The sequence below is a fragment of the Anabaena sp. 4-3 genome (assembly GCF_001597745.1).
Classification (GTDB): Bacteria; Cyanobacteriota; Cyanobacteriia; order Cyanobacteriales; family Nostocaceae; genus Trichormus.
Window position 1 is genome coordinate 15,314 of record NZ_LUHJ01000003.1, and the last position, 18,740, is coordinate 34,053.

An 18,740-nucleotide genomic window follows, 5' to 3' on the forward strand; every position below is an offset into this window, starting at 1 on the left:
AAAACTATCGCGGCTCTCGTTATGGTTATGGCTTTTGTGCTTGTCCCAGAAACGGGACTAATGTTAGGGCAGTCGCTACTCATCAAAGTTTAATGGCTTACCGTTGAAGTGTTGGTAAATTTTCTCCGGGTGAAACCAACTTGGTAAAGTCTTTTCTACATCTTCCAAGCTGTTACCTTGTTCATCTACAAGTCCATACTTCACAACAATTCTGTTAAGTGGTGTTTCGCCGTTAGCCGAAAACTTCTCAATTAAAATCATCCCAGCTTTACGAGTGCCAGCCGTACCAGGGGCAAAAGATTCGTTAGTGTCGTTGTGGGTTATCCCCAGCAAGAATGATTTAGCTTTCCTGGTATCCGTCAAGCTAAGTTTGAAGAAAGTATCTGCAATATCTCCAACTAACCCGCGTAGGTTGGTAAATTCGTCTACCAAGATTTGAGTTTTAGCAGTAGGTTTAGACTTAATTCTGTCAAGCCAATACTGTCCACAATCAGCCATAGCTGTTGATATTTCATCTTCTGACTGTGCAATGTTTTGACTGCCTATAAATTTCCACACATCGGCATTATCTCCAGTTGCATGACGGTCTATAAGGTAATAGATTGGGGCATCAAGGCAATATTTTCTAATCAATGCTATGGCTGATGCTGTGTATGTCTTCCCACTACCTTGATTACCAATTAACCATAGTGGTTTAAGTGAGCTAATAATTTTCCACAAATAACCATCTTCATGGCTCTTAAGGGCATCTACAAGAGACAGTTTAAGCTGTTCATCTGGGGAGACTTGAGCAGTAGTTTTGCTATCCTTGCTACTGTTGCTTATCTTCTCAATTTTCTTGTTGGTTTCAGCCGTTGCTAAATTATTATCAGCAATTTCTCTTTCCATTGCTGATAATTGCAATTCATGATTTTTGACTGCCAATTCACCCTGTAGTTGACCATTGAGGTGGTCTAACTGTACCTCACCAGGGGTCTTCATAGCCTCGATAGTTTCTTGGGTTTGTCTAGCTATAGCTTGCTTTGTAATCTCAGCCTGATTTTGTTTGCTGAAACCATATATATCAAGGTGTGATTGCTCTCTTAAATCGTTTTCAAGTGCCTGTATTTTGAGTAACTTAAACTGGCTATGTATTGCCTTTTCTTGGTGGTTGGTAAGAGATTTAGATACGCCGTAAGCAGTTAATAAAAATAAACTGGAAGCTACACCCCAAACAACTGCCTTGTCATCTTCTGGGGGTAAGATTCTCAATACCTTGATGTTGCTATCAAACAATTGGTTACGGCGTTCGCGGTCGATTAAGAAACTAATACCCCTCTTAATATCCGCACCTTTACAACTGCTTTGGGCATGACAGTATAAAGTTTCCTCAAACTTTATACTATCGCTGAACATGGGTATGGATAGGGTAAAACCAGAAGCTAGGAGTAAACCAACTAAGATTGTAGAACTACGACGTTGTTTAACTAACTTTGTGTTAAAGTCTCGTATCTCTTGCATTACCTACCCCTAACCATTCGGTAAATTACTTCACCTACACCCGACTTTTGCACCCATTCAAGCAGGTTGTTGACATTTAAGACTACATCAATAAACCCTGTTACTAAATAGTTAATAAATATCAATGTCACCAAACTGCTAACAAATAATTGGAAGCATCCCCAATTACCTTTAAACCTCATCTTGCTTATCTCCTGTAGCGAATTTTTTCAATATTGCTATCAATGTCAGTGCTGACATTATTAGCAGTAAACTAGCTGCAATATTTGGGAGTTGAAAGCTTAACCCCTCATTCGTTCTAATCTCATCATAAGTTTGGTTTATCTGTGCATAGGTATTGGCAACTTCTGAGCTAATCTTGGCTGTACCCTGCCAGCTAACACCTATCCCTAAACCTAGCTTGACTATACCCACTAATGGTTTATTACCTAGCGAAAATTCCCACTCTACAGAGGAAATTGAAAAGTTAAAACTATCGCCTACATCAATTAATCCTGGTAAACAGGATAAACAAAAGCTTGCTAACTGGATGATTGATAATGTTACCTGTAGGTGAAACAGTAGCCAACTGAGGGAACAGGAGCTAAACTGACACGCGATAAACAGTAAACCGCTATCTATACGCTTTCTTGCTTGAATATCTGCATAAAGTTTAGATTCGATGTGGTTTAAATATCTCGCAGTTTCTTGGTTTAGCTGATTATCCTGCTCTGCGTCAATATCATCTAGATTAGGGGGTAAGGGTGCTATCATAAGACTTTGAACAGGGTGTGGGGTGTGGGGTGTAGGGTGTAGGGAAAAGAAGAGCATCGAATTCCTGGAAGCCCCTACTTTTAATATGGGGTTCACTACACCCCACACCCTACCCCCTACACCCTTGTTAGCAGGGGATTAAAACTAGAAGCCTAATGCTGCTTTGAATTCGAGTAATTTACCTTTGATTCCTGTACTGTAATTTTTTTGAGGAATTAAGTCATATCTCGCTTCATCTCCTTTACTCAAAGCTTCGTTTAGTTGTCTGTTTTGTACTTGTTCGTTAGCAGCAATCTGTTTAATTTCTGGTCTGTTAGATTGCTCAATTAGTGCAGTTTGGTTGTCAACAGCGACTAAATGAGCATCGATGTAGCCTCTGATTTCGGTATAATTCATCTGGTATTGATGACGGGTATTTTCTGCATTTCTCGAATTAACAAACTCTGCTGCTAATTCTTTTCGCTGGTGTGCGTATTTGGTGTTACCCAGCATTACTTGAGATGCTGCTTTATCTATGGCGATGGCACTCTTACCAGCTTGTAGAAGAATGTCAGCAGTTGCCTTGTTATACGCTTCACTGCCATTGATAATCTCGATGTAGGCTTGTGCTAGTTTGGGGGCTAATTCTGCTGATAATCTGCCAAGTCTTGCTAGTTCCCCAATCTTTTGAGCCGATACAATATCCCCTTGCATAGCTTTATCGAAGTCTGCAAGTGTTACGCCGAATTTTGAGCCTAGCACTTGGCTCAAACGTTTACCTTTTGGGGCAACATGGTTTTTTAGCTTGGGTGTGTTTTGTAGCTTTGTTGGTTGATTCATTGGTTGATTCATTGGTTGATTCATTCTGGTATATCCAAATAGGTATTTGGGTCATTGAAATAGCGGTGCTGAGGCTTTATCACCCTGCTATTGAATCGGAGATTATCAAATACAACTAGACCTGATAGTAGGGTAATAACTAACAGAATTAGAACTGGATTAAACCTGAGTTTTAAGGTGTTATCCTGCTTTGATACCCTTAATTGCAAAGCATTTAAGGGCTGTTTTGACTTGGCTTTTGAAGTCTGTATTAGCCTGATTAATGTCTTTTGCTATCTGGTTTAGTCCATCATTCAAATGCTGAGAAGTTTCGGCATTGGTACGCACTAACACGTGCCGGACTTCATCAACCATGCTGTCTATTTTTTGCTGGTTAATTTGTGCTTTGTAGGCGACGAAGGCGGTAATGGCTTGTCTAATTTCTCCTATGCCTTCTTCTAGTGAGTCGCCGGAGTAGTTGAGATGATCTGCGATAGATTCAACTTCGCCAAGCTGTAGTTCGATGCCCATGTTTTGAGCAGTCGTAGATACTAATTCAGCTTTGTCTTGAACTGCTAGGGCGGCTTGTTCTGCTTTGTACTGGGATGAAGATATAGGTGCTAATTCTTCAGTATCTTGGTTATGTTGATTGTCTAGACGTGTATCTAGATGCTTGTCTATATCACTGGTTAAAGTTTCCATTTCTTCCGTGATAGTTGGTTGAATGTTTCCAGTTTCACCACCTACACAGATGGATGTTTCTTCTACTTCTGGGGTGGTTGGTTCTAGTTCATCAGCAATTACTGTTAGTTTAGTTGCGTTGTTCATAAAGTGTTGAAATATTGCGTCAACTTCTTCATCAGTTGGATTATCAGCATCTACAACTATTTGGTTGTAGATAACCCGAATTTCACCTGAAGTTACCTTCAATCCTTTTCTAGATAGTCGTGATTGAATACGTTTTGCAATTGTTGCCACCATGTAAAATACTCCTTAATTAACTGACTTTTGCAAGTTGTGATGATTGATTTTTAGCTTTGTAGATGAGAGCAGTAATAGCGATCGGAAGTAAGGCAGATTTGCTATAAAATCCGGTTGCTTTATAACCTCCGATGGGTTTAAACCATCTGCTGATTGTACTTTGGTGTGGTTTTACATTCACTTTCTCTAGAATCTTTAAAAATTCCTCACCCGATAAACCCTCACCTAGTAATGGTTCTATTTGTTTGTTGATTAATCCTTTTACCAGATGGTATTGGGTGAAGTGTCTAGGTGATGTTTTCTTCAGTGATAAGAACAGTTCAAACCCATATTTGGAGAGTGGCAGTTCACAACTATTCATTACTTTTTTGACTCTCCACCAATGGGTGTCAGATACTCTTGCACCTACCAAAGTCTCATAAATGATTCGGGATTCTTCCATAGTCCATATATGCAATATGCTCTAGTGGTAATTTGCATAAATTCCCTATGAAGTATTCGCATCTCGCTTACTTGTATTTCACATCATGCGTATGTGTATTACTCACCCTGAGTCTTAAGCAGTGCAAATCTTCACTTTTGAGTAAATATGCTGGTTTTGAATTACCCAGTTAGCTGCTAAATCCAGCACTTTCCAAGCACGAAAAGCTTTTGGGGATTCAGTGCGATCGCATAAACTCGGCATAGTGCTATTATAACATCTAATTGCAATCTTACAAGATGCAATTTAAGTCTGATAAGATGATTTCCAAGAACCTATATACTCTTTGTGACTAAAATAAGATGCAAATGTAATACTATGCGTGATGTGAGTAAAAGATTTACGATAACTGTTCCCGACTCGGTTTTTGACGAACTGGAGGACTGGGCCGACCAGCAAGGCAGACCTACCGCCAACCTTGCATCATTTTTAGTGGAAACCGGAGTACGCCAAGCGAAGGAGAAGGGAGAGTACACACCTAAAAAGAAAAAATAGCTATCTATGCGATCGCCAGAAAGCTCCTGTCACAAGAAGCGAAATTAAATTATTTAGGGTAAAAATGTGACTAAACAAAAATTTAACAATTCATCCTAGAGCCTGAAAAAGCCATTGTGGATGGTAATGCCCTAACGTATCAAAGCGAAAATTACTTACGTAGAACACGCATACTAATTGCCATTCAATATACAATGTGCAAGAATGTATTTGCAGTACAACTGTACTAAATACTCATGAAAAAGAAGCGGCCAAATAGCCAAGTGAAGTCCGTCACCGTGAAGCTGAATCCCACCACCCACGCCCAGCTAGTATCTCACGCTGCGCTCCACGGAGTGGGACTCAGCACGCTGATCAGGGATGCACTTATTTACTGGCTGCAACAAAATCCGTAACCCCAGGATGGCATCTGCCAAAGAAAACTTACACAAAGTAGAGCCTTGAAAATGAATAGATAAATAATCGATACAAAAAATGTGAGAGTTCACCAGCGACAACCATGCAACACATCAAGCCGAGTCATTTATCTATGTTGTACCATTGGCTGCGAGAGGTCATTAATTACCTCCAATGGCAGAAAGTCCCTAGCTAAATGCCAGAGACTTCCCAAAGTTTTGCAACGTGGATGTTCGCAGCATCTCGTTGCGTATGAAAGAAAAGGTTTTGAAATGAAAGAACTTGCAGAAAGCAAACCAGCTGCTTTCAACTCTGCTTTGCATTTCTCAAATAATACTACCACAGAATTTGAGAAAGCCTCCACAAAAAAATCGACACAATTTTACAAACTCACCCTTGAAGATATCCGCAGGGATTGGGAATTGGGATGGACAAATTTTTCAATTTTTGGAGGTGCAACATGGTAGCCTCTGCACTCCCAAATCACTCCCCAGTAATCACATCAAAGCCGCACCTGTGGACTGCCAAATTAGAAGCAATAGTATCTCTTTCTAATCGCTTTGCCACAGGTGACTTGCTCGATATTCCCCAATCACTAGACCAGGGGCTACACATAATTTTGGTGGACAGTGAAACACCAGAAACAGCAGTCAGAGCAGGAATTTATCAAATACTGTCGTCTGGTAACACCCCAGCAATCTACGAGACACGCCAGCCTCTAGAAATTTTTACGGCAGACCAATCTTTATCAGTCGGCGAATTATCAGGACAGATTGTAGAGTTTTCCCAGAGCTACGAGCAGTGGTTGCACCAGAGATCGAAAAGTAAACTATCTCTCAAAGATGCAGTAGAGATAGCGAAAGTAGTAATGGCTTATGAAAAAGAGCCACAAAAGTCTGTAGAGCTTGGTACGCTTAGGATGCGGTGCGACCAATCTTCCTACGACTGGAATAAGCTCATGGAGAAATTAGAAAGAGAGTTTTTGCAGGAATTGCAAAAGCGAGGAATTACATTTGAAAACCCAACTGCTCTTGTAGACACTGCCAAAATCCAAGAAGAATACATCAGGCTGCTTGAGAATGCGGCAGATGATGCTGCTATTGAGAAATTCAAAATTAAAGTAAGGGAGCAATATTCAGGGCTTCAGCCTTCGGAATTAAATAAGCTATTAGAAGCCCTCACTAATCAATTTCAAAGGCAGCAAGCCCAAGAAGATGAAATTAGCGAAATTGCAAAATTAGTTGACGCAACAGAGCAAACAATTAACTTGGCTGACTATTTACCAGCAAAAATAGCTAACCCCTTGGCTCAATATAGTCACTGGCAGAATTTACGCCATGCTGTTGTCTTCACTTCGTTTATTACAGCTGTAAGCAGTCTACATAAAGTCGGGACAGAACTGATTTTACAGCGAAGTGTAGGGTTTAAAGTTCCCCCAACTTTATTTGGCGCGATCGTCGCAGAATCTGGTTCTAAGAAATCACCAATATTTAGAGCCACAGCCAGAGAACCGCTAAACGTGCTGAAGAAAGATGATGCAAAAGAGTATGAGTTGGAGTTAAAGCAATACGAGGCTGAACTAAAACAATGGAATGAATCCGAAAAAGGCAAGAAAGGAGAATGTCCACAAGAACCCCCCAAGCCCCCACTCTACTATTTCTCAGATGCTACAGGTGAAGGTATCAAGGCACAAGCGGCAAGCGCACCAGACAAAGCACTGTTTGCACTGGTTGATGAGTTAGCCGGATTTTTCAATTCATCTAATCAATATCGTGGTGGACGAGGTAGCGACAAACAAGATTTACTCAGCTACTTTGACGGCACTGGGGCAACTGTGCTGAGGAGTGGCGGCGTAAAAGTTGACGTAATGCAAATTTACCTCAGCATCTTAGGCACGATTCAACCAGAAATCTTACGCCAAGCAATGGGCAATACCAATGATTTTGATGGCTCATGGGCTAGATTCTTAATCGCCATTCAACCTAATACCCCCAGCCAGTTACCAGATGAAAACCACGTTGGGGTAGATATGAAGGATTTGCTGGCTACCTACTTTAGAGCCATTCACAACTTACCCAAAACAGAATATAGGTTGAGTCAGGATGCTTTCAAGTTGTATCAGTCCTGGTACAACCGACTTGAGCAATTGCGTGTCAGCCATCCGTCAAGCGGGATGAGGGCAGTATACAGCAAAGCAGAAGGTCTAACAGGTAGGTTAGCTCTAAATCTCCACGTCCTCCATGAACTGGCAAGCGATCGCACTCCATCAATAGAAATTCCTTTAGCGCGGATCAAGGAAGCCATCAACTTGATGAAGTTTTATATCGGACAAATTAAGCTGATTCACGCATTTGTGGATGATTCTAGTCCAGTGCCACAAGTGTTAAAAATTATTGAGTTGTCCAGGCGTAAGCAGTTGGGCGGCGAGGAAGGATGGATCAAAGCCAAGGACATTCAAAATGCTACTTCCAAGAAACAACGCCTTAAAGCTAATGAAGTTCGGGAGTGGATTATTCAAGCCGCTAAATCTGGGCATGGCGAAACCAGGGGAGAGGGTATCCGATTAGAATTTAGGGCTTTCATGGAAGAAGTAGGCAAGAGTAGGTCAAAAAGTAGGTCAAAGGTAGGTTATGAACCTACCGATGAAAGTCTTGCTATATCTAGCTTTCAAGAAAAAGTAGGTTTTGTAGGTCATAGTTATAACGATTCGCCTACTTCTCAAATCAACCAACCAACCACAGATGGCTTGCCAGACAATCAAGATTTAGTAGGCTATGAACCCATTAAACCTACTAACGCCGAAAACCTTGATACAGCAACAGTTGTAGCGGTAGGTCAAGAGCCTACTTTTCAAACTACCGTTGAGCCTACTTTTCAAAGTATTCAGTCTGAGCTACTGGGTCAGCCGCAAGACGAACCCCAAAATACGGCTACAGATACTATTGATGAAGCTTTGCTAAATGTTTCTGAATTTAGTGTAGATACGTCGATTCAGGATGAGTCTGCAACACTTCCCCAGCCCATAATTACAGTAGATGAGCAATCAACCCCATCTGTAGTTAAAGCGGATAAGCCAGTTTCGCTGTCGCAGGTTGAGCGTGATGGCGGTAATATCGATGATTTTATAGGGCATCAAGTAGAAGTGCGATCGCTTGGAGGAGACATCAAGTTTGTCGGCACGATGGTTTCTCGTGACTCAAAAAATGGGATTGTTAGTGTTGAAACTTCTCAGGGCAATAAAACTGCATATCTTCATGAAGCTTATTTATCTTTGGGAACTTGACGCACATTCAATTTGAATCCCAATCCCAAATCCGGGATTTAATCCCACAGACTCAACAAACCCCAACCCCTTGCGGGAAGGGGCTTTACCCCAATATTCCGAGTTCCCGTAATAGAACTCATAATATTACGGGAAACCGTAATATTAATATGTTTGATATTGCGGTTTGCCGTAATAGACGTGAAGCCGAGATACGTGTAAAAAGCTGCAAGATGGTCTGAAAACTCCTACTATATATAGGTTTCAGCAATTTTCAAGTGAAATTGACATTCTGGTACAAATCTTGGGTATCTATAGCTACAAAAACCGGAGTATCTATTAACTTTATTTACAGATTTTACAGCTAAGACAATGGGCATCTGTCACAATGAATTGTCTAAAACCCTTACAGACAAATAGTTATAGCTCAGAGCATAGGCTTTCTACCACACAGTATTTATTATTCTCTTTGGTAAGCGAAAAGCAATTATTGACCCTTACACTGCAAGTATGTTCAGGCAAAATACTACATAAGCCTCAAAAACGCTCAAACTTATATATAGCAAGGCTTTTCAGACCATCTTGCAGCTTTTTACACGTATCTCGGCTTCACGTCTAATACGAATATATTCAATATTCCGAGTCCCCGTAATATTTAACATCAAAATATAAGATGTGCTTATGAATCACCCCCAAAACCAGCGATTTTCGTGGGGCTGATAGCGGGGTCATCGTGCCAAAACGGGTTTTTTGTACGCTAAGGAAATTCTCATACTGCCAAACGCTTACTGTGCCTTGCTTTTACCAAAAAATATTTCTGTGCAGTAGCACTTCAATAGCTCACTACCCCCAATACGTAGTGGAAAAATAATACCAATTTTTCCACTACAAAAGTCATGCGGTTGAGGGGTGAAGTTTATAAGATACATTTATAATTCGCCCTAAAAAACCAGCAAAATTCGTGGGTAAAAAATTGACAGATTGCAGTTCGCCAGAGATATGCAAGTCCCAAATCCGGGATTTAATTCCCCAAACGCAATAAACTCCAATCCCTTGTGGGAAGGGGTTTGAGTTAATATTACGGGGACTCGCAATAGAAGTTAAATATTGCGAGTCCCCGTAATATCAATACATTCCATATTACGGCGACTCGCAATATTGACACTCATACAAGTGGATGAGTGTCGCTACTTTTCTCCCCCATATAAGATGTAGTTATTAATTGCCCCCCAAACCAGCGATTTTCGTGGGAGCTAAAACCGATAGATTGACAACAAAAGCCTCGAACAAAGAACGAAATCGCTAATTCGTTATTTCTGGTTTTAGCGAAAATGTGTTTACTTGATAACGAAAACACGATATAAATAAATCGCTATAGGGCGAAAGGACGAAATAAAGATGGCCTTATTAGTGGGTGTTATTTCTCAAAAAGGGGGGGTGGGTAAAAGCACCCTGGCTCGACTCATTGCCCGTGAATATGCTGCTGCTGGTTGGGATGTCAAGATTGCCGACCTAGATATTTCTCAAGGTACAAGTACCGATTGGAAACAACGCCGGGAACTTAATGATATCCAGCCGGAGATTGCAGTGGAACAATTCCGCACTGTAGCGCAAGCACTTAAGCACGCCGATGTTTATGACCTGATGGTTATGGATGGGCCACCCCATTCCATGCAAGGAACACTAGAGATTGCCCGTGCAAGTGATTTGCTTGTTCTCCCCACTGGTTTATCACTGGATGACCTGAAGCCATCGGTACTGTTGGCGCATGAATTGGTCAACTCCAAAATTCCAGTAGATAAAATTACCTTTGCTCTGTGCAGAGTTGGCGATCGCGAGAACGAAATTGAGGAAGCCCGATCATACATCCATAAAGCTGGTTATTTCACAGTAGCAGGGTCAATTCCTGAAAAGACAGCTTACCGACAGGCTTCTGATAACGGTCGTGCTGTTTCCGAAGTTACGTTTCCTACCTTAAAGCAACGGGCAGAACAAGTAGCCCAAGGAATTATTGATTTGTTGAGCGAGTACGAAGAATGATATGGCAACTAAACCACCACCACCACCACGCAAACCAAATAAAGGTGAACCACCTAACATTAATGAAACAAAGTCCAACTTGGAGAAACCTGACCCTGGCGAAACAGTCAACCTGAATTTTAAAGTCCCTGCCGAGTTCAAGCGGGATTTTAAAATTGCGGCGGCTACTTATGGCTGTACCCAGGTTGAGCTACTACAGCGTATTTTCAAGTTCTGGGCAGAGAATCAGGGGTAATCTTCATTTCGTTCTTTCGCTAACATACGAAATAACGGATTCTTGCTTTCTTGATTTAGCGATTTCGTTATTGTAGAGGTCATCGCGCCATTTTGCCATTTTGGGGGCAATGACCCCACAATTAATTTTGCTAGCAATTTTAGTTCGTCCAGAAAAAATTCAATCCTTTCACAAATGGATAGGAAGGTCTGTTTTATCTAACCAAAGCCACACCTTCGTCCAAATTGTTGTTTGGAATACATCTCTACTTAATTACCGTAAATTTACGGGTTTAGGCAGGAAAATGTTCTGTTAAAAAAGGTATTGATAAAAAAATAAACCTTTATATGTCTAAAGTTACGTTTAATTTATCTAATAAACGAAGCGTAAGTATTATTATTGACAGTGATACATAATGCTTGCCAGTGCTAGTTGGAAACCATCCTGACTGCCTGGTTTACACTGCCAGATTCTTCAACTCAGGGAAATGATGACAGATACCTTAATACCCACCCCCGGCTCTATAGTTAGCTGTCGCAGTCGGCAATGGGTAGTGCTACCAGATGAAAATCAAGACCTAATCCGTCTCCGTCCCCTGAGTGGCAACGAAGAAGAAATAGTTGGCATTTATCGGCACTTAAACCTAGAACCCCTAGAAGCTGCAACATTTCCCCAGCCCAGTGGCAACAGTATTAAAGACCACACTGCTGCCGTCTTACTCATGGATGCAGCACGACATTTGCTACGAAGTGGGGCAGGGCCATTTCGCTGTTTGGGTAGGTTATCATTGCGTCCTCGTCCCTACCAGCTAGTCCCCCTGTTGATGGCATTGCGATTAGAAACAGTGAGATTGTTGATTGCCGATGATGTGGGTATTGGTAAAACCATAGAAGCTGGATTAATTGCCCGTGAACTTTTAGACAGGGGGGAAGTGAGACGGATAGCAGTATTGTGTCCTCCTCACCTCTGTGATCAATGGCAGCAAGAATTAAGAGAAAAATTCCATATTGACGCTGTGGTAGTTCGTTCAGGTACAGCTTCTAAATTAGAACGGGCAATCCCCAATGGTTCTCATGTATTTAGTTACTATCGCCACATAATTGTTAGCCTCGATTATGCCAAGGCAGAACGTCGTCGGGCTAGTTTTATTACCCATTGTCCAGATTTGGTAATTGTGGATGAAGCCCACACTTGCACCCGTCCTGGAAGTAAAAGTGCATCTCAACAGCAACGGCATCAATTAATTCAACAGATAGCAGAGAAAACAGACCGCCATTTGTTATTACTCACCGCTACCCCCCACAGTGGCATTGAGGAATCTTTTCTTTCCCTGTTGGGCTTACTCAAACCAGAATTTGAAAATTTGACACTGGATAAACTCACAGAGAAAGAGCGAGATAAACTGGCCAGTCACTTCATCCAACGACGTAGGGCAGATGTCAAACTCTGGTTGGGTAACGAAACACCCTTCCCAGAACGCCAATCTGATGAAGAACCCTACAAATTATCTAAGGAATATAAACAACTGTTCGAGGAAGTGTATAACTTTGCACGGGGATTAGTGAAAACTACTACCAAAGACATGACTTATGCCCAACGTCGGGGACGATATTGGTCAGCATTAGCATTGATTCGGTGTGTGATGTCCTCCCCTGCTGCGGCTGTGGCTACATTAAGTCGTCAGGTAAGTAAATCCAGTGATGGCAGTTTGCTGGCTGATTTAGACGAAGATTTAATGAGTTCTTATGTTTATGACCCTACAGACCAGGAGCAAGCTGTAGATGCCTCTCCCACAGTGGTGATAGAACAGGGTCAGCAAACCTACGGTGAGGCAGATAAACGTAAGCTACGTACCTTTATCCAAGCAGCTAGTAAGTTACAAGGGGAAAAAGACCAGAAATTACAAGCTTGTATTGGCTATATCCAAACTTTACTGGCAAATAACTACAATCCCATTGTCTGGTGTCGCTACATTGCTACAGCTAATTATTTGGCAGATGCTCTCAAACAGAAATTAGAAAAGAAAGGCAGTCAAATTCGCGTTATTGCTATTACTGGGGAATTGTCCGAGGATGAGCGAGAAATTCGCCTCCAAGAATTAAAGTCCTATCCCCAAAGAGTGTTGGTAGCTACTGACTGTTTAAGTGAAGGGGTAAACTTACAATCTCATTTTAGTGCTGTTATTCACTATGACTTGCCCTGGAACCCTAATCGTCTAGAACAACGGGAAGGGCGAATTGACCGTTATGGACAAACAGCACCACAGGTAAAAAGTTGTTTACTTTATGGGCAGGATAACCCCGTAGATGGCGCAGTATTAGAAGTGCTGATTCGTAAAGCGGTACAAATACATAAAACTTTGGGAATCACTGTGCCTGTACCAATGGATAGCACCACTGTTTCGGAAGCAGTGTTTAAATCTTTGTTTGATCGGGCTACAGATGCAGTGCAGTTATCACTGCTGGATTTATTGGATGAGGGAGAATCTGCTGTTGAACAGGTGCATAAACAATGGGATAAAGCGGTAGAACGGGAAAAAATCAGTCGTACCCGCTTTGCTCAACGCGCTATCAAGCCTGCGGAAGTAGAACAGGAATTAATGGAATCTGACCAAATCCTTGGTAGCGAGGAAGATGTAGCTAGATTTGTGAAAAATGCTTGTGAGAGTTTGTCCTGTTCACTAATTCAGAAAAAACAAGGATGGCTATTACCGACAATTCCTGCTTTCCTACAACCAGTGTTAGGGGATAAGCCTCGTTTAATTACTTTTACTACCCCTGCACCGGAAGGGGTTGAATATGTAGGGCGAAATCATCCCTTGGTGGAAGGATTAGCACGTCACATTCTGGAAGAAGCTCTGATCAATGCCAAAGAGCCAATCGCAGCTAGATGTGGCTTTACTACTACTGATACCGTGACTAAGCGGACAACTTTATTGTTGTTGCGTCTGCGGCATTTGTTAAACAGTGCCAGAAGGAATGCAGATAAGTCCCCTGCTACATCCTTGTTAGCTGAGGAATGTGTGGTAGTTGGGTTTACAGGCCCTCCCTCGAATCCGAGTTGGTTAGCACCGGAGGAAGCGAAAGCACTGTTGGAGCAAGCTAATCCTGTGGGTGATGCTCCTTTTGGGATGAAGAAGGAGGAAATTGAGGAGTTGTTGCATCGAGTTGATGAGTTAAAAGCAGATTTAGAACAATTTGCCCAAGAGCGATCGCACTCCTTATTTCAATCCCATCAGCGTGTCAGGAGAATTACGCAGGAAGGCAAGATTCAGGTACAACCACAATTACCAATGGATTTACTGGGGGTATATATCTTACAACCAGGGAAGCGTAAATCAGGTTAATGCTTACGTCTTAGCTTCCAGGGGAGAAGTGCTAAGGCGCGACTATCAGGAAACAATTTTGGTGGGTAATCTCGGAATTTTCAGTGGAGTAAAGCGGTAATGGGTGTAGCAGGTGTAACTTTAGCAGGGGTACAATTCGAGGGGAATTTACTGGCAGCAGACATCACTGCTGAACTGTTAGCGGGAAGTATCAAAGGACAAGCAGCAGCAGATTTTGGTTTAGCCAAATCTGACAAATTAGAAGATGAGATTGCGATCGCCTGGGGTGATGTTAAAACCTATTGGGTAGCATTCCAACGTCAATTAGAAAGGTTAAACCCTGAAGATACTGCTACCAGCGTTACCCGTGAAATGTGGGCAGTTCCTTTATTACGTAGTCTTGGTTATATCCCCGTATATACCCCGAAAGCTGAGGTAGTGGAAGGACAAACCTATGCTATCTCCCATCGTGCTGAAGCAGGGGAAAATAAACCTCCGATCCATATTATTGGTTGTCGTCTGGATATTGATAAACGTCCTCCCAGTGGTACACCCCGGTTATCAGCACACGCTTTAGTACAGGAATATCTCAACAAGACTGAGCATCTTTGGGCTATAACTACTAATGGTTTTCGTTGGCGGTTATTACGTGATTCCTCTTTGATGACTCGCCTTACTTATATCGAATTTGACTTAGAGCAGATACTTAATGGCGAGAACTTTGCCGAATTTGGCTTATTTTATCGGCTTTTCCACCGTTCCCGCTTACCCCAAACTGCGGATGATGCGGATAAATGTTTGTTGGAATATTATCATCAAGAGAGTTTACAGCAAGGGGGAAGGGTACGCGATCGCCTCCGGGATGGTGTAGAAAAAGCATTAATACAACTAGGAAACGGCTTTTTACAACATCGTGATAGTGAAAATCTCCGCCAAAAACTAGCTACTGGTAATGGGTTAAATGAAATAGGTTATTATCGCCAACTACTGCGTTTAATTTATCGTCTCTTATTCTTAATGGTGGCAGAATCTCGCAACTTATTATTAATCGGAGAAGACGCAGAAAAAGCCAGAATCTATCTTGAATATTATAGTATTGAAAGATTAAGAGAATTAGCAGAACGTCCCCGCTATCGTCGGGAAGGTTTTCAAGATATTTGGCAAGGTTTACGAGTCACTTTTAAATTATTTGATGAAGATTGGCGCGGGAGAATTTTAGGTTTATCGCCTTTAAATGGTGATTTATTTGGTTCACAAACATTGACAGATTTAGATGATTGTGGTATTGATAATTATGATTTATTAACTGCCATTCGTTGTTTATCTTTGTATGAAGATAAAGGGCAATTACGCCGGGTAAATTATGCTGCTTTAGATGTAGAAGAATTGGGTAGCGTCTATGAAAGTTTATTAGATTTTCACCCACAAATTACCAATAATCAAGGCATTTATGAATTTAATTTAGTCTTTGGAAGTGATAGAAAAACCACAGGTTCTTATTACACTCCTCCCCAACTTGTACAACAGTTAATTAAAACAGCTTTAGAACCAGTAATAGAAGAAAAACTGAAGAACCTAACCCCCCAACCCCCTTCCCTACAAGGGAATGGGGAGAGTTCCCCTCTCCTCGCAGGAGAGGGGTTAGGGGAGAGGTCAATTTCCCCCCAAGAACAAGCATTATTAAGTATTAAAGTCATAGATCCTGCTTGTGGTTCTGGACATTTTTTATTAGCAGCAGCACGACGCATAGGTAAGGAATTAGCGAAAATTAGAACCGGGGAAGCACAACCCGCACCAGAACCTTTAAGAATTGCCATTAGAGATGTAATTCAAAATTGTATTTATGGGGTAGATTTAAACCCTTTAGCGGTAGATTTGTGTAAAGTTGCTTTATGGATAGAAGGGTTTGCTACTGGTAAACCATTGAATTTTTTAGACCATAGAATTAAATGTGGTAATTCTATGGTAGGGGTATTAGATTTAGATTGTTTAGATGGGGGTATTCCTGATCATGCTTTTAAACCAGTGACAGGAGATGATAAGAAATTATCTACAAGTTTGAAAAAGCGGAATAAAAAAGAACGAGAAAATCAAGGACAATTATCTATTTTTGAAACTTCTGCCAATGATAATTACATCTTTGCTAAACTATGGCAAGAATTAGCGGACTTTTCCGAAAATACACCCCAGGAAGTTAAAGAAAAAGAGAGAAAATATCAAGATAATCTTTTAGATAATCATTGGTGGTTGAAAAAAGCAGCTTGTAATTTATGGACTGCGGCATTTTTCATGACTTTAACTGAACATAATTTACAACTTTTACCAACTACAGCAACCCTAGACAGGTTAAAACGGGAAACTGTCCAAAAAATCCTCAATTCTCAATCTAATTACGAATTACGAATTACGAATTACGAATTACAAACTGTGGTAGATGCTGCGAATAATTTAGCCAAGCAATATAATTTCTTTCACTGGGCTTTGGAGTTTCCAGAAGTTTTTGAAGAAGGTGGTTTTAGTTGTGTTTTGGGTAATCCTCCTTGGGAGAGAATTAAGTTACAAGAAAAGGAGTTTTTCGCTTCTCGCAGTTTAGAAATTGCTAATGCACAAAATAAAGCTGCACGGGAAAAGTTGATTAAAGAATTACCTAAGAAAAATCCCGCTTTAGCGCAAGCTTTTGAGGATGCTAAACATGATGCGGAAGCACAAAGTAAGTTTATTCGGGAGTCGGGGAGATTTCCGTTAACTGCTGTGGGTGATATTAATACTTATGCTGTGTTTGCTGAAACTATATACAAAATTATGGCATCTCCTGATAGTCACGGTGGAATTATTATTCCAAGTGCTATTATTACGGCAGATACAACTAAGGAATTTTTCAGTTTTGTTGCAACTCAAGGACATTTATCTACTGTTTTAGATTTTGCAGAGATTAGAGATTTCTTTATAGGTGCTGGAAGTCCAGATCCATTTTGTCTTTTTACTTTACGAAAAAGAGGAGATATACAAACTCCATCTGAATTTGTATTTAAAGCATTAAAAATTTCTGAAATTCAAAATCCTATCAGAAGAATAAAACTTTATCCTCAAGATTTTTCACTTGTTAATCCTAATACTAAAACCTGTCCGGTTTTTCGGACAGATAATGATGCAAAATTAGTGAAAAAAATTTATACGAAAGTACCTATCCTGGAAGAAGAATCGAAAGAAATAACACCTTGGTTACACTCATTCAAAGGTGGTTTATTTCACATGAGTAACGATACTAATTTATTTTCTGAATCTCAAAAAGATAACTCACTACCTTTATATGAAGCAAAAATGATCTATAATTTTGATCATCGTTTTGGTTCATACGAATCAAGAGGGGATGAAAGAGGATTTGCAACTTTACCAGAAACACCAATAGAGAGATATCAAGATTTGCAATATAAAGTTAGTCCTTTTTACTGGGTATCCAAATCTGATGTTAACCAAAAAATTGGAGATATTTGGGATAAAAATTGGTTAATAGTTTTTAGAGGTGTAACAAAAGCTTTAAATGAAAGGACAGCAATTTGTACTGTTATACCAAAATCTGGTGTAGGAAATAGCTTATCTTTAGTATTTTTAGGACAAACTAATCTTTTATTACATTGTTGTTTTGTTGCTAATTTTAATAGTATTGTTTTTGATTATGTTACTCGTCAAAAGATGAGTGGAGTTAATTTGAATCTTTTCATAGTTAAACAACTTCCTGTAATTCCCCCAGAAAGATACACAGAAAAAGACATAGAATATATCACCCCCCGCGTACTTGAATTAGTCTACACATCCTGGGATATGCAACCCTTCGCATTAGACATGGGATATGAGCGTGAACCCTTCATTTGGAATCCTAACAAACGCGCATTAATCAGAGCAGAATTAGACGCATATTACGCCAAACTTTATGGTTTAACCCGTGATGAACTGAGATATATTTTAGATCCTGCGGATGTCTATGGTGCAGAATTTCCCAGTGAAACATTTAGAGTATTAAAGAACAATGAAATCAAACAATATGGAGAATATAGAACCCAAAGATTAGTATTAGAAGCGTGGGATAGAATTGTCTGAATCAGGATAACCAGGATTATAGGATGTACAGGATGATAGAATAATTCGTAATTCGTAATTCGTAATATTTCCTATGGCTACGCCACGCAAGCTATCGGAAACGCTACGCGAACCTAATTCGTAATTCGTAATTATTTTGTCATAATTATGATAACTGTATTTTATAATCTTAAATATTCACCAATAATTTATCAATAACATCCTGTAAATCCTTAAATCCTGGACATCCTGATTCAGACAAAAAAATTAATAAATGAAACGTAAAGTTTTATATTATCTGCTTTTATTAGTTGCATATAAGGATAATTGTATTTTATAATCTTAAACATTCACCAATAATTTATCAATAACATCCTGTAAATCCTTAAATCCTGGACATCCTGATTCAGACAAAAAA

The 18,740-nt window shown here is 40.4% G+C and carries 14 protein-coding genes; 7 read left to right on the forward strand and 7 right to left on the reverse strand.

Annotated features, from left to right (window positions below; genetic code table 11):
- Positions 1–75 precede the first annotated feature (75 nt).
- The 7 genes from A3775_RS00155 to A3775_RS25170 all read right to left on the reverse strand — a co-directional run bounded on the left by A3775_RS00155 (position 76) and on the right by A3775_RS25170 (position 4,717).
- Positions 76–1,500 (reverse strand): hypothetical protein, encoded by a 1,425-nt coding sequence (locus A3775_RS00155; RefSeq protein ID WP_066423356.1) that lies wholly within the window; start codon positions 1,498–1,500, stop codon positions 76–78.
- On the reverse strand, positions 1,500–1,682 hold the full coding sequence (locus tag A3775_RS24840) for a hypothetical protein (protein WP_066423357.1): 183 nt from the start codon (positions 1,680–1,682) through the stop codon (positions 1,500–1,502). Before A3775_RS24840 ends, A3775_RS00155 begins: the two co-directional genes overlap by 1 nt.
- A complete protein-coding gene (locus tag A3775_RS00165) occupies positions 1,672–2,253 on the reverse strand; it encodes a hypothetical protein (protein ID WP_066423358.1) in 582 nt (193 codons plus the stop codon). Before A3775_RS00165 ends, A3775_RS24840 begins: the two co-directional genes overlap by 11 nt.
- Before the next feature lie 144 nt (positions 2,254–2,397).
- The gene (locus A3775_RS00170) at positions 2,398–3,096 is read right to left on the reverse strand and encodes a hypothetical protein (protein WP_231866907.1); all 699 of its coding nucleotides are present in this window, start codon (positions 3,094–3,096) and stop codon (positions 2,398–2,400) included.
- A gap of 156 nt (positions 3,097–3,252) precedes the next feature.
- The gene (locus A3775_RS00175) at positions 3,253–4,032 is read right to left on the reverse strand and encodes a hypothetical protein (protein ID WP_066423360.1); all 780 of its coding nucleotides are present in this window, start codon (positions 4,030–4,032) and stop codon (positions 3,253–3,255) included.
- Positions 4,033–4,048: 16 nt separating this feature from the next.
- Positions 4,049–4,474, reverse strand: coding sequence for a hypothetical protein (locus A3775_RS00180; protein WP_066423361.1), 426 nt, complete (start codon positions 4,472–4,474; stop codon positions 4,049–4,051).
- 114 nt (positions 4,475–4,588) lie between these two features.
- The gene (locus tag A3775_RS25170; RefSeq protein ID WP_255363848.1) at positions 4,589–4,717 is read right to left on the reverse strand and encodes a hypothetical protein; all 129 of its coding nucleotides are present in this window, start codon (positions 4,715–4,717) and stop codon (positions 4,589–4,591) included.
- Between the two features lie 114 nt (positions 4,718–4,831).
- On the opposite strand from A3775_RS25170, the gene A3775_RS23305 reads away from it, so the two are divergent.
- The 7 genes from A3775_RS23305 to A3775_RS00210 all read left to right on the forward strand — a co-directional run bounded on the left by A3775_RS23305 (position 4,832) and on the right by A3775_RS00210 (position 18,343).
- A complete protein-coding gene (locus A3775_RS23305) occupies positions 4,832–5,008 on the forward strand; it encodes a ribbon-helix-helix domain-containing protein (RefSeq protein ID WP_082803638.1) in 177 nt (58 codons plus the stop codon).
- Between the two features lie 668 nt (positions 5,009–5,676).
- Positions 5,677–5,871: a hypothetical protein gene (locus A3775_RS00185; protein ID WP_066423362.1), complete on the forward strand. Its 195-nt coding sequence runs from the start codon at positions 5,677–5,679 to the stop codon at positions 5,869–5,871.
- A complete protein-coding gene (locus tag A3775_RS00190) occupies positions 5,865–8,687 on the forward strand; it encodes a DUF3987 domain-containing protein (protein ID WP_066423363.1) in 2,823 nt (940 codons plus the stop codon). The genes A3775_RS00185 and A3775_RS00190 overlap by 7 nt, the downstream gene beginning before the upstream one ends.
- A 1,377-nt stretch (positions 8,688–10,064) precedes the next feature.
- Positions 10,065–10,706 (forward strand): ParA family protein, encoded by a 642-nt coding sequence (locus A3775_RS00195; RefSeq protein WP_066423368.1) that lies wholly within the window; start codon positions 10,065–10,067, stop codon positions 10,704–10,706.
- Between the two features lies 1 nt (position 10,707).
- Positions 10,708–10,941: a hypothetical protein gene (locus tag A3775_RS00200; RefSeq protein ID WP_066423369.1), complete on the forward strand. Its 234-nt coding sequence runs from the start codon at positions 10,708–10,710 to the stop codon at positions 10,939–10,941.
- A gap of 466 nt (positions 10,942–11,407) precedes the next feature.
- Positions 11,408–14,266 carry a helicase-related protein gene (locus A3775_RS00205; protein ID WP_231866908.1) on the forward strand — a complete coding sequence of 953 codons (2,859 nt, stop codon included), beginning with the start codon at positions 11,408–11,410 and terminating at the stop codon, positions 14,264–14,266.
- 99 nt (positions 14,267–14,365) lie between these two features.
- Positions 14,366–18,343 (forward strand): Eco57I restriction-modification methylase domain-containing protein, encoded by a 3,978-nt coding sequence (locus A3775_RS00210; RefSeq protein ID WP_197480067.1) that lies wholly within the window; start codon positions 14,366–14,368, stop codon positions 18,341–18,343.
- Positions 18,344–18,740 lie beyond the last annotated feature (397 nt).